Annotated in this window: 20 protein-coding genes; 6 read left to right on the top strand and 14 right to left on the bottom strand. The window is 71.7% G+C overall.

What is annotated here, in order from left to right:
- Positions 1-14 precede the first annotated feature (14 nt).
- Genes ACFY2L_RS12620 through ACFY2L_RS12610 form a run of 3 tightly spaced genes read right to left on the bottom strand, consistent with a single transcriptional unit; the run spans position 15 to position 3,639 of the window.
- On the bottom strand, positions 15-1,424 hold the full coding sequence (locus ACFY2L_RS12620; RefSeq protein ID WP_390822256.1) for an aldehyde dehydrogenase family protein: 1,410 nt from the start codon (positions 1,422-1,424) through the stop codon (positions 15-17).
- A complete protein-coding gene (locus ACFY2L_RS12615; protein ID WP_390822255.1) occupies positions 1,421-2,296 on the bottom strand; it encodes an SDR family NAD(P)-dependent oxidoreductase in 876 nt (291 codons plus the stop codon). The genes ACFY2L_RS12620 and ACFY2L_RS12615 overlap by 4 nt, the downstream gene beginning before the upstream one ends.
- A complete protein-coding gene (locus tag ACFY2L_RS12610; protein WP_390822254.1) occupies positions 2,293-3,639 on the bottom strand; it encodes a flavin-containing monooxygenase in 1,347 nt (448 codons plus the stop codon). Before ACFY2L_RS12610 ends, ACFY2L_RS12615 begins: the two co-directional genes overlap by 4 nt.
- A 480-nt stretch (positions 3,640-4,119) precedes the next feature.
- Between ACFY2L_RS12610 and ACFY2L_RS12605 the strand changes: the two genes are divergently transcribed.
- Positions 4,120-5,142, top strand: coding sequence for a LacI family DNA-binding transcriptional regulator (locus tag ACFY2L_RS12605; RefSeq protein WP_390656929.1), 1,023 nt, complete (start codon positions 4,120-4,122; stop codon positions 5,140-5,142).
- 226 nt (positions 5,143-5,368) lie between these two features.
- Complete coding sequence (locus tag ACFY2L_RS12600; RefSeq protein WP_390656928.1) at positions 5,369-6,499, top strand: cellulose binding domain-containing protein; 1,131 nt, start codon at positions 5,369-5,371, stop codon at positions 6,497-6,499.
- Positions 6,500-6,638: 139 nt separating this feature from the next.
- Here the strand turns inward: ACFY2L_RS12600 and ACFY2L_RS12595 are convergent, their stop codons facing one another.
- The 10 genes from ACFY2L_RS12595 to ACFY2L_RS12550 all read right to left on the bottom strand — a co-directional run bounded on the left by ACFY2L_RS12595 (position 6,639) and on the right by ACFY2L_RS12550 (position 15,759).
- Positions 6,639-7,598, bottom strand: a complete 960-nt coding sequence (locus ACFY2L_RS12595) for an expansin EXLX1 family cellulose-binding protein (protein WP_390822253.1) — start codon at positions 7,596-7,598, stop codon at positions 6,639-6,641.
- A gap of 108 nt (positions 7,599-7,706) precedes the next feature.
- Positions 7,707-8,342: a lactate utilization protein C gene (locus tag ACFY2L_RS12590; protein WP_390822252.1), complete on the bottom strand. Its 636-nt coding sequence runs from the start codon at positions 8,340-8,342 to the stop codon at positions 7,707-7,709.
- Complete coding sequence (locus tag ACFY2L_RS12585; RefSeq protein ID WP_390656925.1) at positions 8,339-9,838, bottom strand: LutB/LldF family L-lactate oxidation iron-sulfur protein; 1,500 nt, start codon at positions 9,836-9,838, stop codon at positions 8,339-8,341. Before ACFY2L_RS12585 ends, ACFY2L_RS12590 begins: the two co-directional genes overlap by 4 nt.
- A complete protein-coding gene (locus tag ACFY2L_RS12580) occupies positions 9,835-10,575 on the bottom strand; it encodes a (Fe-S)-binding protein (RefSeq protein ID WP_390656924.1) in 741 nt (246 codons plus the stop codon). Before ACFY2L_RS12580 ends, ACFY2L_RS12585 begins: the two co-directional genes overlap by 4 nt.
- Positions 10,566-11,474, bottom strand: a complete 909-nt coding sequence (locus ACFY2L_RS12575; protein WP_390822251.1) for an amidohydrolase family protein — start codon at positions 11,472-11,474, stop codon at positions 10,566-10,568. The genes ACFY2L_RS12580 and ACFY2L_RS12575 overlap by 10 nt, the downstream gene beginning before the upstream one ends.
- On the bottom strand, positions 11,471-11,782 hold the full coding sequence (locus tag ACFY2L_RS12570; protein WP_390656922.1) for an L-rhamnose mutarotase: 312 nt from the start codon (positions 11,780-11,782) through the stop codon (positions 11,471-11,473). Before ACFY2L_RS12570 ends, ACFY2L_RS12575 begins: the two co-directional genes overlap by 4 nt.
- Positions 11,779-12,804 carry an aldo/keto reductase gene (locus ACFY2L_RS12565; protein ID WP_390822250.1) on the bottom strand — a complete coding sequence of 342 codons (1,026 nt, stop codon included), beginning with the start codon at positions 12,802-12,804 and terminating at the stop codon, positions 11,779-11,781. The genes ACFY2L_RS12570 and ACFY2L_RS12565 overlap by 4 nt, the downstream gene beginning before the upstream one ends.
- A complete protein-coding gene (locus ACFY2L_RS12560; RefSeq protein WP_390822249.1) occupies positions 12,801-13,559 on the bottom strand; it encodes an SDR family NAD(P)-dependent oxidoreductase in 759 nt (252 codons plus the stop codon). Before ACFY2L_RS12560 ends, ACFY2L_RS12565 begins: the two co-directional genes overlap by 4 nt.
- Positions 13,556-14,893: an L-fuconate dehydratase gene (locus ACFY2L_RS12555; protein WP_390822248.1), complete on the bottom strand. Its 1,338-nt coding sequence runs from the start codon at positions 14,891-14,893 to the stop codon at positions 13,556-13,558. The genes ACFY2L_RS12560 and ACFY2L_RS12555 overlap by 4 nt, the downstream gene beginning before the upstream one ends.
- A gap of 14 nt (positions 14,894-14,907) precedes the next feature.
- A complete protein-coding gene (locus tag ACFY2L_RS12550) occupies positions 14,908-15,759 on the bottom strand; it encodes a fumarylacetoacetate hydrolase family protein (RefSeq protein WP_390656918.1) in 852 nt (283 codons plus the stop codon).
- A gap of 866 nt (positions 15,760-16,625) precedes the next feature.
- Between ACFY2L_RS12550 and ACFY2L_RS12545 the strand changes: the two genes are divergently transcribed.
- The 4 genes from ACFY2L_RS12545 to ACFY2L_RS12530 all read left to right on the top strand — a co-directional run bounded on the left by ACFY2L_RS12545 (position 16,626) and on the right by ACFY2L_RS12530 (position 21,254).
- The gene (locus tag ACFY2L_RS12545) at positions 16,626-17,675 is read left to right on the top strand and encodes a sugar ABC transporter substrate-binding protein (RefSeq protein WP_390656917.1); all 1,050 of its coding nucleotides are present in this window, start codon (positions 16,626-16,628) and stop codon (positions 17,673-17,675) included.
- 124 nt (positions 17,676-17,799) lie between these two features.
- Positions 17,800-19,413 (top strand): sugar ABC transporter ATP-binding protein, encoded by a 1,614-nt coding sequence (locus ACFY2L_RS12540; RefSeq protein WP_390822247.1) that lies wholly within the window; start codon positions 17,800-17,802, stop codon positions 19,411-19,413.
- A 2-nt stretch (positions 19,414-19,415) separates the two neighbouring features.
- The gene (locus ACFY2L_RS12535) at positions 19,416-20,459 is read left to right on the top strand and encodes an ABC transporter permease (protein ID WP_390656915.1); all 1,044 of its coding nucleotides are present in this window, start codon (positions 19,416-19,418) and stop codon (positions 20,457-20,459) included.
- A 93-nt stretch (positions 20,460-20,552) separates the two neighbouring features.
- Positions 20,553-21,254 carry a FadR/GntR family transcriptional regulator gene (locus ACFY2L_RS12530; RefSeq protein WP_390656914.1) on the top strand — a complete coding sequence of 234 codons (702 nt, stop codon included), beginning with the start codon at positions 20,553-20,555 and terminating at the stop codon, positions 21,252-21,254.
- 53 nt (positions 21,255-21,307) lie between these two features.
- Here ACFY2L_RS12530 and ACFY2L_RS12525 read toward each other — a convergent pair whose 3' ends face one another.
- Entirely contained in the window at positions 21,308-22,954 is a 1,647-nt protein-coding gene (locus ACFY2L_RS12525; RefSeq protein ID WP_390822246.1) for a glycoside hydrolase family 27 protein, read from the bottom strand.
- Positions 22,955-23,161: the final 207 nt, after the last annotated feature.

The raw sequence follows: 23,161 nt of genomic DNA, 5'->3' as shown, positions 1-23,161 counted from the left end.
GCGCCCTCCTCCGGTCAACGGCTGCGGATCCAGACCGTCTTCTCCCTGGTCCACTGGGCGAAGGCGTCGGTGGACTTCTCCACCCCTCCGAAGCCGGACTGCTTCCAGCCGCCGAACGGGGTGGTGATGTCCCCCTCGCTGTAGGCGTTGACGGAGACCACGCCGGCTTCCACGCCATGCGCCAGCCGCAGCGCCGCGTCCAGGTCACGGGTCCACACCGATGCGGCGAGCCCGTACTCGGTGGCGTTGGCCCGGCGTATCGCCTCGTCCTCCGAGCCGAAGGTCTCGACGGTGACGACGGGGCCGAACAGCTCCTTGGTGAGCACATCGCTGTCCTCCGGGGCCCCGCTGATCACGGTGGGAGGGTAGTAGGCGCCCCGTGCGGGCAGGCCGTGGGGCAGGCCACCGCTGTGGATCCTGGCTCCGGCGGAGCGGGCCGCGTCCACCGCCGCCGCCACCCGGTCGAACGCGGCCCGGCTGACGAGCGGCCCCACCTGTGTGCGTGCGTCGGCCGGATCGCCGATGACCAGGCCCTTCGCGGCGGTGGTGAACCGGTGCAGCACCTCCTCGGCGATGCTGTGATGGACCAGGACGCGGGAGCCCGCCGTGCAGTTCTGTCCCATGGTCAGGAACGCGGCCTCGATCATGTTGTCGATCAGCTCGTCGCCGAAGCCCAGCGCGTCCGGCATCAGGATCTGGGGACTCTTGCCCCCCATCTCCAGGGAGACCCGCTTGAAGTTGGTCTCCGCCGCGTCGGCGAGGACGCGCCGTCCCGTGGCCGTGGAGCCGGTGAACGACAGCGCGCGCACCAGCGGGTCGCGGGCGAGGGCCGTACCGGTGACGGAGCCGTACCCGGGGAGCACGGTCAGGACGCCGTCGGGCAGGCCCGCGTCCGCGGCCAGCTCGGCCAGGTGCAGGGCGGAGCGCGGGGTGGCCTCGGCGGGTTTGAGCAGCAGGCTGTTGCCCGCCGCGAGGGCCGGTCCTACCTTCCAGGCCGCCATGGCCAGGGGGTAGTTCCAGGGCAGGATCGCGGCCGCCACTCCGACCGGTTCCCGGACCGTCAGCCCGAGGCTCTCGTGGCCGGTGGGTGCCACGCGCCCGAAGACCTTGTCGGCCGCCTCCGCGAACCACCGGATCGACTCGACGGCTCCGGGGACGTCGCCCGACCGGCACTCCGTGATCGGTTTTCCCGCGTCCTCGCTGTCCAGCCGCGCCAGCCGCTCGGCGTGGCACTCCATCAGGTCGGCCAGCCGCAGGAGTACCGCGGCGCGCTCGCGCGGCGACCTCCCCGACCAGACGCCGCTCGCGAACACCTGGTGCGCGCGTGCGGACGCCTCCGCCACCTCGGCCGCGCTCGCGGTCGGCATCGTCGCGATCAGCTCGCCCGTCGCCGGGTTGACGAGGCGCAGTTTCTCCCCGCTCATGCTTCCTCCACCAGTTCCCAGCGTCCTCCGGTCCGGCGCGCCAGTCCCCTGCGGCGCAGGTCCTCCAGGTACTGGGCCATCCCGCGCTCACCGCGCTTGCGGAACAGCGGGAAGAGCCTCGGGAGCAGGTTCGGGGCGAGCATCGCGACCCGTACGAGACGGGATTCGCGGGGCCGGGCGTAGGCCTCGAGGCGTGGCTTGTCCAGCAGGCTCACGACCGCCCGGACGACGTCGGACGGCTGCTGCGGCGGTTCCTGGAACTGCAGGGAGTTCCCGCCGTCCACCGCCTCCTGACGCAGCATCCGCGTGTCGGTCGCCGACGGCAGCACCGAACCGGCCTGGATGCCCTTGTCCCGCAGGTCCAGCCCGATGGCGAGCATCGCACCGCGCAGACCGAACTTGGACGCGGTGTAGATGGGGGTCTCGCCCAGCGGAAAGATCCCGCCGAGGGACACCGTGGTGACGACCCGGGGATCATCGGAGGCCTTCAGCAGGGGGACGGCGACCCGTGTGGTGATCAGCGGCGAGACCAGGTTGAGGTTGATCTCCTTTTCGATGCTTTCGAGGCTGCGCACGTCGAAGCGTTCGGAACTGGTCATGCCGACGTTGTTGACCAGGACGTCGATCCGGCCGTGGGCGGCGGCGACGCGGTCCGCCATCTCCTCCACGGCGGCGCGCTCCAGCAGGTCGCAGCCCAGTCCGAGGTGCCCGCTGCCGTGCAGGGCGGCGGCGGTCCGCCGGGCCCGCGCCTCGTCGATGTCGACCACGACGAGGCGGGCACCGCCCCTGGCGAACCGGTGGCACAGGGCCCCGCCGATGCCCCCGGCACCGCCCGTGACCACGATGATCTTGTCGCGGAAGTCGTACGTCACGACGCCACCGCCTCGCGCGGCACGGACGTGAGCCGAGGCGGCCGGCCCTCGGTGCGCCAGCCCAGTGATGCGGCGACCTTGAGGAGGTACTTCGCGAAGGCCTCGCTGTGGACGTACCCGGTGTGGCGCGGCGAGTCGACGAACTTCAGGCCGCCGGAGAGGTCGGGACGGTCGCTGCGGACCATGCGGGCGAAGCGTTCGGCGGTCGGCAGCCCGCTGTTCCCGTCGTGGATGAAGGAGGCGATCAACTGGGCCTGGGTGTCGAAGAGTTGATAGGCGCCGGAGTTGGTCTCGACGAAGCCGACACCGAACAGGCCCTCGTGCTCGCGGGAGAACGCCGACAGGTACAGGTCCGGGTGCTGCTGGTCGCCGAAGTACTGCTGCGCCACGGGCACTTTGTGGAGGTATCCGGTGGCCAGCAGGATCAGGTCGAAGTCCTCCCTCGTGCCGTCGGTGAAGTGCACCGTCCTGCCGTCGGTGGCGGCGATCCCGGGCTTGGCCGTGATGTCCCCGTGCTGCAGGTGGTGGATCAGCATCGAGTTGATGGCGGGGTGGGTCTCGAACAGCTTGTGGTCGGGCTTCTGCAGGCCGAGGCGGCGCGGATCGCCGTTGAGGATCCGCAGGAGGCCGCCGAACAGCTTCTGCTGGAGCCACACGGGTACATGCGGTCCGCCCGCCGCGATGGTGTCCACCGGGCGGCCGAACAGATGCTTCGGAATGAACCAGTAGCCGCGTCGCATGCTGATCACCGCGCGGTCGGCGGACCGGGCCGCGTCGCAGGCGATGTCCAGGCCGGAGTTCCCCGCGCCGACCACCAGGACCCGCTTTCCGCGCAGCTCGTCGCCGCTGCGGTAGGTGAGCGTGTGGCGGACCTCGCCGGAGAAGTCACCCGGCAGGTCGGGCACGTTGGGATGCCACTGTGCGCCCGTGCACACGACGACCTGCCGGTGCACGCTCCGCCTCCCGTCGGCCCGGGTGACGGTCCAGGTGCCGCCCTCGTTCTTCTCCACGCCGCGGACCTCGGTGCCGAACTCGATCCGCTCGGTCAGACCGTACGCCTCGGCGAAGGACGTCAGGTAGGACAGGATCTGCCCGTGCGGCGGATAGTCGGCGAAGTGGTCCGGCATGGGGTATCCGCCGAATCCGGACAGCGTCCTGCTGGAGATGAAGTGGGCGGACTCGTACATCGGACTGCCCGGGTTGTCGATGTCCCACAGGCCGCCCGGCCCGGTGTGGCGCTCGATGTGCGTGTACGGCAGGCCGCGCTCCGCCAGCGCCCTCGCGACCGCCAGCCCCGCGGGACCCGCCCCTATGACACACGTGTCGTACTGGTTCTCGCTCATCCTGCGACTCCGTTCCCTGACGTAACAGGCGTTGCGAGGAACCTACGGAGACGGGGGCAGGGCGCGAACTGACCCGGGCGGCCACGCAGGGGACCTCAGCGGCCAACGGGCCGCCGTCGGCGCAGGCCCCGCGGGGTGCGGGGTGCGGGGTGCCGACGGCGGCTGCGGGGGTGCCCTGCCCGCGGCTGCGGGTGAGGGGTCCGCCGGGTTCCGTCCCCCGAAGCCGCTGAGCAGGGACGGATCCGGCAGCGCGCCTGTGGGGTTGTTGCCGTAGCGAGGGTTGCCGCCGTACGGTCTCCCTGATGGGAGCGCTCCCAGTTCCCGACGCGCCCTGTCGCCCCCGAATCGGCCTGCCGCACCTCCCCCGGCCAGGCCTGATCCATGCGGTCGGCCCGGGCACCGCCCGCGTGCTGCTCAAGAGTCGTGTGTTCGATTACCTCCGGCCCGTAGGATCGGTGATCTCGTGGGGGGGAGGTGGTCATGGGAAGACGACGCCCGGTGACGCCGACGCTGGAGGAGGTGGCCGCCCGTGCCGGGGTGGGACGGGGCACGGTCTCCCGCGTCATCAACAACGCGGCCGGGGTGAAGGAGTCGACGCGCCGGGCTGTGCGGCGGGCCATCGAGGAACTGGGGTACGTGCCCAATCTCGCGGCCCGTTCACTGGCCGGGCGCCGGGCCGACGCCGTCGCCCTGGTCGTGACGGAGCCGGACTGGCGGTCGTTCGCGGAGCCCTTCTTCTCCGAGATCGTCCGCTCACTCGGGGACGCGCTGACGGACACCGGGATGCAGTTGCTGCTGACCCTGGTCCGGTCGGACGCGGACCGGCAGCGCTTCCTCGAATACGCGCGCGGCGGCCGGGTCGACGGTGTCCTGCTGATGTCCGTGCGCGCCGGCGATCCGCTGCCGGACATGCTCGCCGAGGCCCGGTTGCCGACCGTGCTGCTGGGGCGCCGGTCGGGCGACGAGTACGTCAGCTACGTCGACGCGGACAACATCGGCGGAGCCCGCAGCGCCGTCTCGCACCTTCTGCGACACGGCCGCAGGGTGATAGCCACCATCACCGGGCCGCTCGACATGTACGTCGCCCAGTGCCGGCTGCGCGGCTACCAGGAGGCCCTCGCGGTGGCGGGCCTGAAGGGCGAGCAGACCCGTGTCGCCGAGAGCGACTTCACGGCGGAGAGCGGACGCCGTGCCATGGCCGAGCTCCTCGCACGGCATCCGGACATCGACGGCGTCCTCGCCGCGTCGGACACCACGGCCGCGGGAGCTCTGGAGGCGCTGCGCGCGGCCGGACGCCGGGTGCCCGAGGATGTCGCCGTGATCGGATTCGACGACTTCCCCCTGGCGCAGCGGACCGAACCGCGGCTGACCACGGTGCGTCAGCCGATCGAGGAGATCGGGCGCGCGATGGTCCGGCTGCTCCTGGAGGAGATGGAGGAGGGCGCCGTGGCGTGGCGGCACGTCATCCTCCGTACGGAGCTGGTCGTGCGCGAGTCGACCTGACCGTCGCCTGGTGATGTTCCGGGGAGCGCCCCCGGTCCCGGTGCGGTGTGCCGCCGCGCCCCTCTCCCCACCTGCGTCTTCGAAATCCCTTCGACGGCGTCCCGCCGGAAGTCTTGTCAGGGACCTGATCCCTCCCTACAGTCCCCTGCGAACGAGGCAATGGGAGCGCTCCCATTCGAGAGGTGCAGGAGTGCTCCCCTCCCCCCATCCCTCTCAGAGGATTCGCATGCGACCTTCAACGCACCATGCCCACCGCGCGCGTGGACTGCTCGGCGCGCTGCTCACCTCGCTCGTCTCGCTCGCCGCACTCCTCACCACGGCGTCGGTGGCGCATGCCGACACCACGATCTGCGAACAGTTCGGGTCGACGACGATCCAGGGCCGCTACGTCGTCCAGAACAACCGCTGGGGCACCGGCGACACCCAGTGCATCACCGTCACCGACTCGGGGTTCAGGATCACCCAGGCCGACGGGTCCGTCCCCACGAACGGTGCCCCGAAGTCCTACCCGTCCGTGTACAACGGCTGTCACTACACCAACTGCTCGCCCGGTACGAACCTCCCCGCCCAGCTCCGCAGCATCTCCACCGCGCCCACGAGCATCTCGTACAGCTATGTGAGCGACGGGGCGTACGACGCCGCGTACGACATCTGGCTCGACCCCACGCCCCGCACCGACGGTGTGAACCGGACCGAGATCATGATCTGGTTCAACAAGGTCGGATCGGTCCAGCCCGTGGGCTCCGAGGTCGGCACCGCCACCGTGGGCGGGCGCCAGTGGCAGGTGTGGTCCGGCAACAACGGCTCCAACGACGTACTGTCGTTCGTGGCGCCCTCGTCGATCACCAGCTGGACGTTCGACGTCATGGACTTCGCCCGGCAGGCAGTCTCCCGGGGACTGGCGCAGAACAGCTGGTACCTGACGAGCGTTCAGGCCGGCTTCGAGCCGTGGCGGAACGGCACGGGCCTCGCCGTGACCTCGTTCTCCTCGACGGTGAACACGGGCTCGTCCGGTGACCCGGGCGGCCCCGGAGGCTCCACGGCGTGCAAGGTGTCGTACGCGACGAACGTCTGGCAGGGCGGCTTCACCGCCGACGTCACCGTCACCAACACCGGCTCCTCCCCGGTGAGCGGCTGGAAACTGGCCTTCGCCCTGCCCTCCGGGCAGCAGATCACCCAGGCCTGGAACGCGAACGTCTCCCCGTCGTCGGGAGCCGTCACGGCGGGCAACGTGGCCCACAACGGGGAGATCGCGGCCGGCGGCCAGGTGTCCTTCGGGTTCCAGGGCACCTACGGCGGCGCCTTCGCCAAGCCCTCCGGCTACAGCCTGAACGGCACCGCCTGCACCACGGCCTGACGTGATACGCCGGCCCGCTCCGTAAGGAGGCACCGCCGTGTCCTGCCGCGTGCCCCACGCCGATTCATGATCCATGGTCCGGCTGCTGCCGCCCCTGCGGGTGTTCCGTTCGCAGGGGCGGCGTGGCGGGACGGCGGGGTCAGTGCCGGGCGAACTGGACCCGCGTCGGCTGCACGGCTTCCGGCCGCAAGGCGATCCCTTCGACGGTCAGCCGTTCTCCGAAGATGTCGGTGATCCTGATCGCGCCGCCGCATCCGCTGCCGTCAGGGGAGAGGAAGTAGTTGTAGTCGGTGCGGGCCAGTTGGCGCCAGCCGCCGCTGGTGCGGACCTCCAGACGGGCGAGCGGATTGCGGTGGCCGATCGCCTGGATGCCGCACCAGTAGCGGCTGGATCCGTTCTTGTAGCGGATCGAGATCGTGCCCGGTGTGTCGGGGCTCAGCAGGCTCCAGGTGATCGCGAGCCGGCCGGTCGAGGTGGGGGCCAGTTCGGCGAAGGCCTGCTCGCTGAGGTCCAGTTGCCCGGGCGCGCAGGGCAGCGGGCATTCGTTGGTGATCCGGACCGTGACCGAGGCGCCGTTCGCCGCGTGGACGCGCACGTACGCCCCGCAGGCCTTGGACGTCTCGTAGTCGGTGGTGTTCATCGCCGCGATCATCATGTCGGCGCTGGGGCCGTAGGAGCAGGCGCCGTCCCCCACCCCGGCCTGGTAGACGGTGGCGACTCCTCGGTAGGTGACTTTGGGCCTGATCCGTCCGGCCAGGGACGACGTGGCAGGAGCTTTCCGCGGGGACGCCGACGACGGTGCCGCGGACGGGGTCGGGGAGGTCTTCGGGGTCTTGGCCCCGGCCGACGGAGACGCGGAGGCGGCGGACGGGGAAGGCGTGGAGGACTTCCTCCCTGCCGATGTCGGCGAGTGCCTCTCCTGTGCCTGGGCGACGGCGGTGGCCGGGGCCCGCCCGGCGTCCTCCTCGCCGTCTGGTCGCATCGTCATGACCAGGCAGACGAGAAGACCTGTGACGACAAGCCCCGTGGTGGTGCCCACCATCAGCCCGCGTCTGCGCCTGCGCTGCCGGGCGGCCCGGCGTGTTTCCTGCATGTTCATCCGTTCGGAAGAGCGTGTCGGTGTCTCACTGCTCAGTGGCCACAGGTGGCACAAAGGTTGCCGCCGATTTCCGGGCGGGTCGAAGCCGTACCAGCCCGGTGCCGTCGGTCAGGCGTCTCCCACCACGACGATGTCGAGCGTCCTCGGCCCGTGCACGCCCTCGACACGGTCCAGTTCGATGTCGCTGGTGGCCGAGGGGCCGGAGATCAGCGTCAGCGGGCGGTGGGGATCGAGCAGGCACAGTGCCTCGGGCACGTCGGGGGCGATCCGGTCCGCCCGGACCACACAGATGTGCTGGTCCGGCAGCAGGGTCAGGACCCGCCGCCCCTGGCCCGGACCGTGGTCGAGGATCACGGTGCCGGTGACGGCGATGGCGGTGGCGACGGTGGTGACCACGGCGTCCGCCGCGTCGAGTTGTCCGACGGACAGCGGCGGGTCGTCCGCCAGCCACGACCACGGACCGTCCGGGACCAGGTCCTCCGCGAGCCCGGGCGGCACCACCACGGACCGTGCTCCGGTGCGGGCGAGCGCGCGGCCCACGGCCGCCGCGGCGCCGGCCGCCGGCACACGGACCACCGTGGCGCGGTACTCGGCGGCACGCTCGGCGAACAGCCCGACGACGTCGGGTCCCGCGTGGCCGGCGCGGCGGCCGTGCGGAAGGGGGACGGCGTCGGGGCGTTCGGTATCGGGAACGCCGGCCAGCGCCCTCCGCATCGCGCTCAGGACGGTCTCCCGGCCGTTCATCGTCGTCCCTTCCCTTCCGCCGTCGTACCGGTGTCCTCGCCCCCGGGTGGTCGCGTACGGCGCCACCAGGCGCGCAGCGACTCGCGGGCCGGCGCCGGGGTGTCCCGGGTGCGGGACCAGCCGGCGAACGGGCCGGGCAGGGCGCCGATCCGGCCGTCACGGGCCACCAGCCGGGCTCCCGCCGCCGCCAGCCGCTGTACGGCGGCCAGCCGCCGCGGTGAGGACAGGACGGCGCCCGCGGCCTTCATCGCGAGTGCCTCGGAGGTGGGGAGCAGCCGGCCCCCGCGTTCGGCCTCCACGGCCGCGGCGCGCAGGTGGACCAGTACCTCCGGGATGTCGATCTTCACGGGGCAGGCGTCGTAACAGGCGCCGCACAGGGTCGACGCGAAGGGCAGCGAGGCCGCGTTCCCGACGCCGACGAGCTGCGGGGTCAGTACGGCGCCGATCGGACCGGGGTACACCGAGCCGTAGGCATGGCCGCCCGTGCGCTCGTACACCGGGCAGACGTTCAGGCACGCCGAGCAGCGGATGCAGGCGAGGGCCTGGCGGCCCACCTCGTCGGCGAGGGTGGCGGTACGGCCGTTGTCGAGCAGCACCAGGTGGAAGTTCCGGGGGCCGTCGCCCTCGGTGACGCCGGTCCACAGCGAGGTGTAGGGGTTCATCCGCTCGCCGGTCGACGAGCGGGGCAGGAGCTGGAGGAACACGTCCAGGTCGGCGAAGGACGGCAGGACCTTCTCGATGCCCATGACGGTGATCAGGGTCTCCGGCAGGGTCAGGCACATCCGCCCGTTGCCCTCCGACTCCACGACCGCCACCGTGCCGGTGTCGGCCGCCGCGAAGTTGGCGCCGGAGACGGCGACCCTGGCCCGCAGGAACTTCTCCCGCAGGTGGAGCCGGGCCGCCTCGGCGAGGGCGCGGGGGTCGTCGGTGAGCCCTTCGGGTGCCGGCCTGCCCCACTCCCCCATCCGCCGCCGGAAGATGTCCCTGATCTCGGAGCGGCCCCGGTGGATGGCCGGCACCAGGATGTGCGAGGGTCGGTCGTCGCCCAACTGCACGATGAGCTCGGCCAGATCGGTCTCGTACGCGCGCACGCCGGCCTCGGCGAGCGCCTCGTTGAGGCCGATCTCCTGGGTGGCCATGGACTTGACCTTGACGACCGAGTCCTCGCCGGTCGCCCGCACCAGGGCGGTGACGATGCGGTTGGCCTCGGCGGCGTCCGCCGCCCAGTGGACCACTCCGCCCGCGGCGGTCACCGCCTTCTCCAGGCGCAGGAGATGGTGGTCGAGGTGGCGCAGGGTGTGCCGCCTGATCGTCGCGGCGGTCTCCCGCAGTTCCTCCCAGTCGTCGAGTTCGGCGGTGACCGCCAGCCGCTTGTCCCGGATGGTCCCGGTCGCCCGGCGCAGATTCGCCCGCAGCCGGGTGTCGGCGAGCGCGGCGCGTGCCGCCTCGGGGAAGGCCGGGGTGCCCAGCCATACGACGTTGCCGGCACCGCTCACCGTACGTCCCCTTCCGTGGAGGCCAGGATCTCGGCCAGGTGCACCGTGCCGACGCCGGTACGGAGCCGGGACAGGCCGCCGCCGATGTGCGTCAGGCAGGAGTTGTCGCCGGCGCACAGGAACTCGGCCCCGGTGTCTTGGACATGGCGCATCTTGTCGGCGAGCATGGCGTTGGAGACGTCGGCGTTCTTCAGCGCGAAGGTGCCTCCGAAGCCGCAGCAGGAGTCCGCGGCGGGCAGTTCGACGAGGTCGATCCCCTTCACGGCGCGCAACAGCCCGAGCGGCCGGTCGCCGACGCGGAGCATGCGCAGTGAGTGGCAGGTCGGGTGGTAGGTGACGCGGTGCGGGAAGTACGCGCCGACATCGGTGACGCCGAGGACGTCGACGAGGAGTTCCGACAGCTCGTACACCGTCGGGACCACCTGCTCGACCGCCTCGGCGAGGTCCGCGTCGCCGTACTGGGCCGCCACCACGCGGTGGTGGTCGCGCACCATGCCGGCGCAGGACCCGGAGGGGGCGACGACGGCGTCGTAGCCCGCGAAGACCTCGGCGAAGCGGCGGACCATGGGGACGGTCTCGGGGCGGTAGCCGGTGTTGAAGTGCATCTGGCCGCAGCACGTCTGGCCCTGGGGGAACTCCACGCGGTGGCCGAGGCGTTCCAGCAGGGTGGTCACGGCCTGACCGGTGCGGGGGAACATGGTGTCGTTGAAGCAGGTGATGAAGAGGGCTATGCGCATGGGGATTCCTGGGGCGGGGCCGGCCGTGCGGTGACGGGCAGGTGGTAGGTCCGCACGGCCGTGCCGGTGAAGACGTCGTGGCGCTCGGCGGGGCCCAGCCCGGTCGTCAGCGCGCGTGCCGCGGCGATCACCTCGGCGTACGTGGCGGCGAGCCGGCAGACCGGCCAGTCGGAGCCGAACATCAGCCGCCCGGGGCCGAAGGCGTCGATCACGGTCTCGGCGTACGGCATGAGGGCCGCGACGGACCAGGACGCCCAGTCGGCTTCGGTGACCATGCCGGAGAGTTTGCAGACGGTGTTGGGCAGGGCGGCGAGGCGGCGGATCTGCCGCGCCCAGGGGGCGAGTTCGCCGGACGCGATGGGCGGCTTGCCGAGATGGTCGAGGACGAAGGTGAGGCCGGGCAGGTGCCGCGCGGCCTCGACGGCCGCCGCGAGCTGGTGGGGCAGCACCAGGAGGTCGTAGACGAGCCCCGCAGCGGCGACCGCGGACAGGCCGCGCAGCACCTCGGGACGTACGAGCCAGCGGGGGTCCGGCTCGCCCTGCACCTGGTGGCGGATGCCCACCAGCTGCTCCCCTCCGGGGCCCGCGCGCAGCTCCGCGAGGGTGTCGGCGACGCCGGGGGCGGTCAGGTCGGTCCAGCCGACGACCCCGGCGACCAGGTCGCTGCGCGCGGCCAGGGCCAGGAACTCCGGGGTCTCCTCCGGCACGGTGATCGTCTGCACCAGCACGGTGGCGGCGACACCGGCCGCACGGGCCTCCGGGGCGAGGTCGGCGAGGGTGAAGTCACGGCGCAGTGGGGAGAGTTCGTCTCCGGTGATCCAGTCCTGGTCGCGGACGGACAGGTCCCACACGTGGTGGTGGGCGTCCACGACGCCGGGCGCGGTTCCCGCTCCGGTCACAGCTCCCACACCACCGGCAGCGAGGCGTCCGCGCCCTGCGCGGAGTAGTCGTGGACGACGTCGAGGAGTCCGGCCATCCGGGCCTGCCAGGCGATGTTGACGGGCAGCTTGTCGAGTTCGGCGATCATCGCCCGGTAGTCCTCGACCTCCAGCACGTGGAAGAGGTCCGTGCCGCTGCGCCAGATCGTCCATTCCCTCACCCCCGCGGCGCGGATGGCGGCGGTGAGTTCCTCGGGCACCTCCCGGTGCGCCGCCTCGTACTCCTCGACGCGGTCGGCGCGGACCTTGGTGTGCAGGGCGACCCTCATGACGGCTCCTTCGGCGGCATGGCCTCCCCGGCGGGGGCGGCGGCGGGGACGGGGGTGGCAGGGTCCAGCAGGCCCTCGGCGCGCAGTTCGTCCCACAGGGCGTCCGGGATCGGGCGCCGCAGCTGTTCCACCGTGTCGCGCACCTCCTGAGGGGACCGCGCGCCGGTCAGGACGCTCCCCACCGCGGGATGACCGAACGGGAAGCGCAGCGCGGCGGCCCGCAGCGGCACGCCGTGGTGTTCGCAGACCGCCTGGAGCCGCAGCGCCCGGTCGAGCACCGGCCGCGGGGCGGGCGCGTAGTCGTAGGTGGCGCCCGGCCGAGGGGCCGTCAGCAGCCCGGAGTTGAACACCCCGCCGATGATCACGCTCCGGCCGCGGGCGACCTCCGGGAGCAGTTCGGTGAGCCCGTCCTGTTCCAGGAGGGTGTAGCGGCCGGCCAGCAGCACCACGTCGATGTCGGTCTCGCGCACGAACCGGGCGGGCAGCGCGGACTGGTTCATGCCGACGCCGATCGCCCCGATCACGCCTTCGCCGCGCAGCCGCTCCAGCGCCGGGTACGCCTCGCGCAACGCCTGGTCGGCGTGGTCGTCCGGGTCGTGCAGCAGGGCCACGTCGACGCGGTCGAGGCCGAGACGCCGCAGGCTGGCCTCCAGGGAGCGCAGCACGCCGTCGGCACTGAAGTCCCAGACCCGGCGGTGGGTCGCCGGGACGGCGAAGCCGTGGGCGAGGTCGTCGCCGGAACCACCGTCCGGGTTCGGCACGAGAAGCCGGCCCACCTTGGTGGAGAGGGTGTAGGTGTCGCGCGGGCGGTCGTGCAGCGCGGCGCCGAGCCGCCGTTCCGACAGGCCCAGACCGTAGTGGGGCGCGGTGTCGAAGGTGCGGATGCCGGAGTCCCAGGCCGCGTCCACCGTGGCGTGGGCGGCCTCGTCGGTGACCGGGTGGTAGAGGTTGCCGAGGGCGGCGCAGCCCAGCGCCAGTTCCGAGACCGGTACCGCGCTGCCGCCCAGCCGGGTGGTCCTCACGAGCGGTCCACCGGGCGCAGCCGCAGCCCCTGCATCCCCCCGTCCACCGCGAGCGCGGTGCCGGTGACGGACGCCGCGGCCGGACTCGCCAGGTAGACGATGGCGGCCGCCACCTCGTCGGCGGTCACCAGGCGGCCCATCGGCTGCCTGGCGTCGAGGGCGGCGCGCTCGGCCTCCGCGTCGTCGGCGGCCGCCAGCAGCCGGGCCACCCAGGGGGTGTCGGCGGTGCCGGGGTTGACGCAGTTGACACGGATGCCCTCGCGGACGTGGTCGGCGGCCATGGCGAGCGTCAGCGAGAGGACCGCACCCTTGCTGGCGCTGTACAGGGCGCGCTGCGGGAGTCCCGCGGTCGCGGCGATCGAGCAGGTGTTGACGACCGCCGCGTGGGACGAGCGCCGCAGATGGGGCAGGGCGGCGCGGGTGGTGCGGACCATGCCGAGGACGTTGACGTCCAGGACCCGGTGCCACTCCTCGTCCGGGTTGTCCGCGACGGTCCCCTGAGCGCCGATGCCCGCGTTGTTCACGAGGATGTCCAGGCCGCCGAGTCGCTCGGCGGCCTGTTCGACGGCGGCGCGCACCGAGGTGTCGTCCGTGACGTCGGCCTGGAGGCCGGTCAGGGGTTCGGGTACACCGGCGGGAGCGAGGTCGAGCACGGCCACCGCCGCGCCCTGTGCCGCCAGCGCCCGGGCCGTGGCGAGCCCGATGCCGGACGCACCCCCGGTGACGAGGGCCCTGAGACCCGACAGACCGGTCATGACTGTCCTCCCTGCATGGCGCGGTCGGCCTCCCAGAAGCCGCCGTCCGGGTAGCGGTACTCCTCGATGGACTCCTGCCTCATGGTGGCGGAGAAGCCGGGGGTCAGCGGGGCGGTGTAGTGGCCGTCGCGCATCACCACGGGAGCGGTGAAGTGCTGGTGGAGGTGGTCGACGTACTCGATCACGCGGTCCTCGGTGGTGCCGGACAGCGCCAGGTAGTCGAACATCGACAGGTGCTGCACGAGTTCGCACAGTCCCACTCCGCCGGCGTGCGGGCACACCGGCACCCCGAACCTGGCGGCGAGCAGCAGGATCGCGAGGTTCTCGTTGACCCCGCCGACCCGGGCCGCGTCGATCTGCAGGACGTCGATGGAGCCGGCCTGGAGGAGTTGCTTGAAGACGACGCGGTTCTGCACATGCTCGCCGGTGGCGACCTTCACGGGGGTGACCGCCCGCCGTACGGCGGCGTGTCCGAGGATGTCGTCGGGGCTGGTGGGTTCCTCGATCCAGTACGGGTCGAACTCGGCGAGCGCCTTGGTCCACTCGATCGCCTCGCCCACGTTCCACCGCTGGTTGGCGTCGATGGCGATGCGGATGTCGCCGCCGACGGCGGCACGGGCGGTGCGCAGCCGGCGGATGTCGTCCCGCACGTCGGCGCCGACCTTGAGCTTGATCTGGGTGAAGCCCTCGGCGACGGCCTCCTTGGCCAGCCGGGTGAGCTTGTCGTCGGAGTAGCCGAGCCAGCCCGGTGACGTGGTGTACCCGGGGTAGCCGCGCTCCAGCAGGACCGTCTCGCGCTCCGCGCGCCCCGTCCGGCCCTCGCGCAGGAGGGCGAGGGCGTCCTCGGGGGTCAGGGCGTCGGCGATGTAGCGGAAGTCGACCTGCGAGACCAGCCACTCGGGCGAGGCATCGGCGAGCAGCCGCCACAGCGGCTTGCCCTCCCGTTTGGCGGCCAGGTCCCACACGGCGTTGACCACGGCGCCGATCGCCATGTGCATCACGCCCTTCTCGGGGCCGAGCCAGCGCAGCTGACTGTCGCCGATCAGGTCGCGGCTGAGCGAGCCGGGGTCGGCGCACAGTTCCTCGACGCCACGGCCCAGGACATGGGGCCGCAGTGCGTCGATCGCGGCGACCTGTACGTCGTTGCCGCGTCCGATGGTGAAGGTGAAGCCGTGGCCCTCGTGTCCGTCGCCGGCGTCGGTGCGCAGCACGACGTAGGCGGCGGAGTAGTCGGGGTCCGGGTTCATCGCGTCGGAGCCGTCCAGTTCCCGCGAGGTGGGGAAGCGGACGTCGTAGGTGTCGACCGCGGTGATCCGGGCGGAGGTTGCAGTCAAGGTGACGCTGCCTTTCACGCTTGGCCGAAGGTCTGGCGCTGGCCGCCGAGTCCGTCGACGGAGAGCTCCACGGTGTCGTCGGGGCGCAGGAAGGGGGTGCCGGGCAGCCCCAGAGCCACGCCCGCGGGTGTACCGGTGTTGATCACGTCGCCCGGTTCCAGAACCATGTACTGGCTCAGGTACGACACGATGTGGTCCACCGGGAAGATCATGTCGCTGGTGTGGCCGTCCTGCCTCTTCACGCCGTTGACGCTCAGGTGCAGGCCGAGGTTCTGCGGGTCGCCGACCTCGTCGGCGGTGACCAGCCACGGCCCGAGCGGGTTGAAGGTCTCGCAGGACTTGCCCAGGTCCCACTGCGACGAGTACTCCAACTGGAACTCGCGCTCGGAGACGTCATGGCTGATCGCGTACCCCGCGACGACGTCGCGTGCGGCCCGGGGTCCGTCGAGGTAGCGGGCACGCCGGCCGATGACGACCGCGAGTTCGACCTCCCAGTCGGTCCTGACCGAGCCCCGGGGGATCAGCACCTGGTCGTACGGGCCGACGACCGTGCCCGGGTCCTTCATGAACACCACCGGGCGCGGGGGGATCGCCGCGCCGGTCTCGGCGGCGTGGTCGCGATAGTTCAGTCCGATGCAGACGACCTTGCCGGGGCGGGTGACGGGGGCGCCGATCCGCAGGCCGTCCTGGTCGAGTTCGGGCAGTTCTCCCGTCGTGAGGGCCGCGCGGGCCCGGTCCACTCCCCCGGACGCGAGGAAGACACCGTCGATGTCCGGGGTGACGGAGGACAGGTCCAGCAGCCGGCCGTCGTCGGTGCGGACGGCGGGCCGCTCCTCGCCGGGGGCGCCGACTCGTAGCAGTTTCACTGGGGGAGCTCCCTTGTCATGCGGGCTTCGTCTGAGGGGTGATGGGGCGTGGGACCGGCCGCTGCGCTGTGCCGGGCCGGAGTGTTCGGGAAGGCCACACGCATCCACCTCGCCAGTCATCGGATGTATGACGGCACAGCGACGATAGGTCCGGAGACTGCACCTGGCAATGGATTCCTCGGATGTATTTGCTTCCGCCCTGCCGCTCGCGCGCCCACAAGGACGGATTGTCCACGGTCCCGCCCCGCCCTGGGCCGGGCACACGGGCCACCATCCGATGAATCCGCCGGTCGAGCCCCAAGGGTCACCGTCCCTGACGCGAGCGGGGTGAGCGAGCCTCGCACCGACCGCCCCGAGGCGGAAAAACGCCTCCGGGGTCGGCCCGCCCGCGTGCCGTATCACCGGCCCGGCCGGCCCGTGGCCGAATCGTGAGCTGCCGCTGCACCTCGCCCGCCCGCCACGAGGGAGGTGAAGGTGCAGGTCGTGGGCGTGTGGGCACGGTGGGCCCGAGGCCGGGAGGACGCCTGGGCGGCCCGCGGCGCACCGCCGCGCAAATCTCTGGCGGCGAACTCTTGTCAACGTCGGCAACGCCGTCGTAACGTCCTCGACGTCCCGAGATACATCGGAGGAATGGCGCCACCATCCAGTGCGTCCGATCGACCCGCATCCGTGCGGGCCGATCCGCCTTCGCATCCCGGTCCCCGGCTGACCCTCACGTCCGACCCCTTCCGGGCACGACCCGCGCTTCTTCCGCAGCGGATCGGCACCTGCCCGTCCGGCGACCTCGCCCCGTCCCGCAGGCAGGTGCGCCCCCTCCCACCGTCGCCCTGCGGGCCTGCGCCCCTGGCTAAGGAGAGAACACGGCCATGAATCTCGCTCGCACCCGCTCCACCGCCGCAGCCGCCACCGCCGTCCTCGCGGTTCTGGCCCTCGCCACCGCGTGCAACCGCGAGAGCACCGCCTCCGCCGCCTCGGGCGGAGACAAGCCCGCCATCGGAATCGACCTGCCCCGCTCCGACTCCGACTTCTGGAACTCGTACGCCCAGTACCTGAAGAAGGACATCAAGACCGACGGCGTCAACGCGCTGCCCCTGAGCAACTCGCAGAACGACGTGACCAAGCTGGTCGCCAACGTCCAGGTGTTCCAGAACACCGGCGCCAAGGCCGTCGTCATGGCCCCCCAGGACACCGGTGCCATCGCCTCCACCCTCGACACCCTCGCGTCGAAGAAGATCCCCGTGGTCAGTGTCGACACCAGACCCGACAAGGGCGACGTCTACATGGTGGTCCGCGCCGACAACAAGGCGTACGGCACCAAGGCCTGCGAGTTCCTCGGAAAGCAGATGGGCGGCAAGGGCAAGGTCGCCGAGTTCCAGGGCGCGCTGGACTCGATCAACGGACGGGACCGCTCCGAGGCCTTCGCGGAGTGCATGAAGACGAAGTTCCCGAAGATCAAGGTGTTCGAGCTGCCCACTGACTGGAAGGGCGACGTCGCCTCCGCCAAGCTGCAGTCGCTGCTGGCCCAGCACCCGGACCTGAACGGCATCTACATGCAGGCCGGCGGTGTCTTCCTGCAGCCGACCCTGTCGCTGCTGGAGCAGAAGGGCCTGCTCAAGCCCGCCGGGCAGCCGGGTCACATCAGCATCGTCTCCAACGACGGCATCCCTCAGGAGTTCGAGGCCATCCGCAAGGGCCAGATCGACGCGACCATCTCCCAGCCCGCCGACCTCTACGCCAAGTACGCGCTGTACTACGCCCGGGCCGCGGCCGCGGGCAAGACCTTCAAGCCGGGCGCCACCGACCACGGCTCCACCATCATCCAGCTGGCGAACGGCCTGGAGGACCAGCTGCCCGCTCCGCTGGTCACCAAGGACAACGTCGACGACAAGAGCCTGTGGGGCAACAACGTCGGCTGACGGCCGTCGGTTCCCGCCTCCGCGTCGGGGGAGGACCGCCCCCGTCCCCCGACGCCCGCCCCGCCCCGGGTGCGCGCCCGCGCCCCTCGGCCCCAGCCTCCGTACACGAAGGACGGTATCCACCATGGCGGACACCGCGACCGCCCCGGCGACCGGCCCCGGCACCCCGGCCCCGGTGGCCGAGGCGACCGGCATCAGCAAACGATTCGGCGCGACCGTCGCGCTGCGCGACGCCCGCCTCACCGTCGCCCCGGGCGAGTCGCATGCCCTGGTGGGACGCAACGGCGCCGGCAAGTCGACGCTCGTGTCCGTCCTCACCGGCCTCCAGCCGCCCGACACCGGAACCCTGCGCTTCTCGGGCGAGCCGGCGCCCGCCTTCGGCGACATCGACGCCTGGCGCACCCGCGTCGCCTGCGTCTACCAGCGCTCCACCATCATCGGCGACCTGACCGTCGCCGAGAATCTCTTCCTGAACCGGCAGAGCACCGGCGCGGCGCGGCCCATCCGGTGGAAGCGGCTGCGCCGGCGTGCCGAGGAGCTGCTCGGCGAGTACGGCGTCGCCGTCGACCCCGCCGCGCGGGCGAAGGACCTGACCGTCGAGCAGCGGCAGTTCATCGAGATCGCCCGGGCGCTGTCCTTCGGCGCCCGCTTCATCATCCTCGACGAGCCGACCGCGAAGCTCGACGCCCGCGGCATCAACCGCCTGTTCGACAAGCTCCGCGACCTCCGGCGTCAGGGTGTCGCCTTCCTCTTCATCTCCCACCACCTGCAAGAGGTGTACGACCTCTGCGCCACGGTCACGGTCTACCGCGACGCGGCCCACATCCTCACCGCACCCGTGGCCGAGCTCGGTCACCGAGCGCTGGTCGAGGCCATGACCGGCGAGTCCGCCTCCCTGGTCACCGCCGCCCCGGACGGGGCCCCGGCGCCGCCGTCCGACTCCAGGGAACTGCTGGCGATCGACGGTCTGACCCTGCCCGGCGTCTGCGAGGACCTGTCCCTGTCGGTCCGCTCCGGCGAGGTCGTCGGGCTCGCCGGAGCCACCGCGAGCGGCAACGTGCAGGTGGGTGAGGCGATCGCCGGTCTGCACCGTGCCAAGGACGGCCGGATCACGGTCGGCGGCAAGGCCGTGCGCACCGGCAGTGTGCCCTCCGCGCTGACCGCCGGAGTCGGCCTGGTCCCGGAGGACCGCCATCTCCAGGGCCTGGTCAACCACCGCAGCGTGGCGGAGAACGCGACACTGACCGTCACCGGCCAACTCGGCCCGTTCGGCACGGTGCTGCCCGCCCGTACCAGGGCGTTCGCCGGGCGCATGATCCGGGACCTCGACATCAAGACCCCGGGATCCGCCACCCCGGTCTCCGCGCTCTCCGGCGGCAACCAGCAGAAGGTCGTCGTCGCCCGGGCCCTGGCCACCGACCCTCATGTACTCATAGCGATCCGTCCCACCAACGGGGTGGACGTCAAGTCCAAGGAGTTCCTCCTGGGCCGCATCCGCCAGGTCGCGGACGGCGGCAAGGCCGCATTGCTCGTCTCCGACGAACTCGACGACCTGAGGGTCTGTGACCGCGTCGTCGTCATGTTCCACGGCCGGGTGGTCGCCGAGTTCCCCCGCGGCTGGAAGGACGAACACCTCGTCGCGGCCATCGAGGGCGTCGCCGGTGACCCGGTCCCCGCCCCCGCATCCCCCGTAACCGCCGTACCCGCCTCATCCGGGGCGGACGAGCACGGAAGGTAGCCATGTCCGCCACCACAGATCTCACCGGGGCCGCGAAGAGCCCGGCCGAGCCGACCGCCGCGCACACCACCCGGCGCCGGGTCGACCTCGGGCGCTTCCGTGAACTGTCCCTGGTCCCGGCGATCCTGGTTCTGGGCCTGATCGGGTTCATCGTCTCGCCGGCCTTCCTCACCGCCGACAACCTGATCGGCGTGGCCCAGCAGTCCACCGAGCTGAGCCTGCTGGTGCTCGCCACCACCTTCATCCTCGTCGCGGGGCGGATGGACCTGTCGCTGGAGTCCACCATCGGCGTGGCTCCCGTGATCGCCGTGTGGCTCGTCCTGCCGGCCGGCGGCGGCCGGTTCAACGGCCTCGGGCTCTTCCCCGAGTGGACGGCGGTACCGCTCTGCCTGCTGGTCGGCGCGCTGATCGGCGCCGTCAACGGCTTCCTCATCCTCAAGCTGCGCCTCAACGGCTTCATCGTCACGCTCGGCGCCCTGACCATGCTCCGCGGCCTCCAGGTCGCCCTCTCCGAGGGCCAGTCCATCGTCGAGTTGCCCTCCTCCTTCACCTACCTGGGCAAGGCGTCCTGGCTGGGCGTGCCCGCCGCCATCTGGGTGTGCGCACTGCTCTTCGCGATCGGCGGCAGCGCGCTGGCCTGGCTCCGGCACGGCCGGGCGCTGTACGCGATCGGCGGCAACGCGGAGGCGGCCCGCACCGCCGGCATCCGCGTCGACCGCATCGTGTGGATCGTCCTCGTCCTCGGCAGCGTCCTCGCCGCGTTCGCCGGCATCCTCTACAGCGGCCACTACGGTTCCATCTCCGCCACCCAGGGCAGCGGCTGGATCTTCCAGGTCTTCGCCGCGACCGTCATCGGCGGGGTCAGCCTCAACGGCGGCAAGGGTTCGGTGTTCGGCGCCCTCACCGGCGTCCTCACCCTCCAGCTGGTCGTGAACGTCATGACCCTGGCGGGCGTGCCTCCGCTGTGGAACCAGTTCCTCAACGGCGCCATCATCATCGTCGCCCTGATCATCTCCCGGTTCGCCTCCGGCGAGAAGCAGGAATAGCCGCGGCCCACAAGCGGCTCCGGCGGCTCCGCGTCGGACCCGGCGGAGCCGCCCCCCACGCCCCCCACGACCCCAGCACGGAGAGGCACGCCCGTGGCACTGACGGACGACGCGATCGACAAGATCAAGGCGATGATCGTCGACGGTGAACTCGCGCCCGGCTCGCGGCTGCCCAAGGAAGAGATCCTCGCCGGACAGCTCGGCCTGTCCCGGAACTCGCTGCGTGAGGCGGTCCGCGCGCTGACCGCCATGCGCATCCTGATCACCCGTCAGGGCGACGGCACCTACGTGTCCAGCCTGGAGCCCCACCTCCTGCTGGAGAGCCTCTCCTTCGCCGCCGACGTGTCCCAGGGCCGCACGGCTCTGCAACTGCTCCAGGTACGGCGGCTGCTCGAACCGCAGGCGACCGGACTGGCCACCGCGCTGCTCACACCGGAGGACCTTCAGGAACTGCGCGGCATCCTCGACCGGTCCCGGACCGCCACCACCGTGGAGGAGTTCGTCGCCCACGACATCGCCTTCCACCTCAGGATCGCGGAAGCCGTCGGCAACCCCGTGCTGTCGATGCTGCTCCAGGTGCTCTCCACCCGCACCCAGCGCGTCCGCATCGTCCGCGGCAGCCAGACCCGTCGCGCCCTGGACAGCGCCCACCAGGACCACGAGCAGATCTTCAGCGCGCTCCGGTCACGCGACGCCCTGCTCGCCGCCTCCGCGGCGACCGTCCACATCACGGCCGTGGAGCAGTGGCTGGCCGCCAGTCTGTCCGGCGATCAGGTGCGAACGGTCGACGACTGACCCCGCTCCTCCGCCCGTCCGCCACCCGGTCCTCAGTGGGTGCGCCGCACCCCTCACACCCGGGTCCACCGCTGGCCGGCCTGGCCGTCGCAGCGCCCCAGGACCAGCGGGGTCCCGTTGGCGGTTCCGGCACGGTCGACGGAGAGGCACAGCCCGGCACGGACGTTGCGGACCGACCCGTCGGAGCCGACGGTCCACTTCTGGTTGTCCTGGCCGTTGCAGGGCCAGGTGATGACGCGGGTGCCGTCACTGGTTCCCTGGTTGTAGGCGTCCAGGCACTTGTCACCGTAGACGCGGATCTCGCCGCCCGCCCACGTGGTCCACATCTGGTTGGCGGCCGTGTGGCAGTCCCAGATCAGTACGGTGGCGCCGGCCGCGGTGGAGGCGTTGTCCACGTCCAGGCAGCGGCCCGACCCGTTGCCGCGCAGACGCGACGTGGTGGCGGCCAGCGGACTGCCGCCGTTCACCCGGTACACGGCCACGCCGTGCGCGGGGACGCTCGCCGAGATCTGCCCGGACGTGCTCGACGTGCCGCCGGTCCACAGGTCGGTGAGGGTGAACGCTCCGCCGGACAGGCCGACCTGTGCGGCCGTGGTGGTGACCGTCGCGGTACCGCCCCCTCGGTTGAACAGACCCACCGCGACCGAACCGTCGGACAGGGGCTTGGCGAACACCTCGGTGCTGCCGTCGTCGCGCACCCTGCGCCCGCCCGCGCCGAGCGGATCCTGGTTCACCGCCAGCAGTCGCGGGTTGCGCAGGGTCGCGCTCACGTCGGCGGACATGGTGCGGATGTCGTTGCCGGCCATGAGCGGGGCGGCCAGCAGTGCCCACAGGGCGAAGTGGGAGCGGGACTCGGTCAGGGACAGGCCGGGACGGCCCACGACCAGCATGTCGGGGTCGTTCCAGTGTCCCGGCCCGGACTGCGCCGCGAGCGGCGCGGTGACGTCGAGGACGTTGCCGACACCCATCGGGTAGCTGTTGGTGTTGCCGTTCTGCCAGATGTCGAGCAGGTCCTCGGTGGTCCGCCACAGGTCGGCGACCTCGCCCCAGTTGTAGGTGGCGCCGGTGATGGCGTGCAGGCTGTTGGGGTTGATGCTGTAGACGACGGGCCGCCCCGTGGCGCGCAGGGCGTCGCGCATGAGCGTGAATCGCGCGACCTGCTCGTCGCGGGTGCCGCTGGAGGAGCACCAGTCGTACTTGAGGTAGTCGACGCCCCACGAGGCGAACGCGGCGGCGTCCTGAGCCTCGTGCCCCCTGCTCCCCGTGGACCCCGGGTAGCTCCCCACGGCCTGCGCGCAGGTGCGCTCACCCGGCACCTGGTAGATGCCGAACTTCAGGCCCTTGCCGTGGATGTAGTCCCCGAGGGCCTTCATCCCGCTGGGGAACTTGGCCGGATTGGCCCGCAGGTTGCCCGACGCGTCGCGTTGCGGGTCGAACCAGCAGTCGTCGACCACCACGTACCGGTAGCCGGCGTCCCGCATGCCCGAGGACACCATCGCGTCGGCGGCCTCGCGGACCTGGGCCTCGGTGACGCCGCACCCGAAGCTGTTCCAGCTGTTCCAGCCCAGTGGCGGAGTGGCTGCCGGGCTGCCGGGCGCGGCCGTAGCGGTGGACTGGACAGAGGCCGTGACGGACGCGGTGACCGTCAGCGCGGCGGCCGCGAGGAGGCGCAGCAGCCGTCTGCCTGTGCGTAAGGACACCGGGGCTCCTTTCCCGGAAGGGAGGTGGCCGTGACCCTCGGTCCGACGGCCACCCTGGATCTGCCCCTTCTTGCGGGCAGCGAAAGTTGCGTTCTCTATCCCGAACGCCATTCGAACGGTCCGGGCCTCACGAAGAATGAGGCGACGCGCTCGACCATGTCAACACCCTCGACTCGACCCTCGCATCGCCACCGACATGCCTTTACA

Source organism: Streptomyces sp. NPDC001381 (assembly GCF_042895685.1).
Classification (GTDB): Bacteria; Actinomycetota; Actinomycetes; order Streptomycetales; family Streptomycetaceae; genus Streptomyces.
Note: the sequence above shows the minus strand (reverse complement) of the source record. Positions and strands in the feature narration are given on the sequence as shown.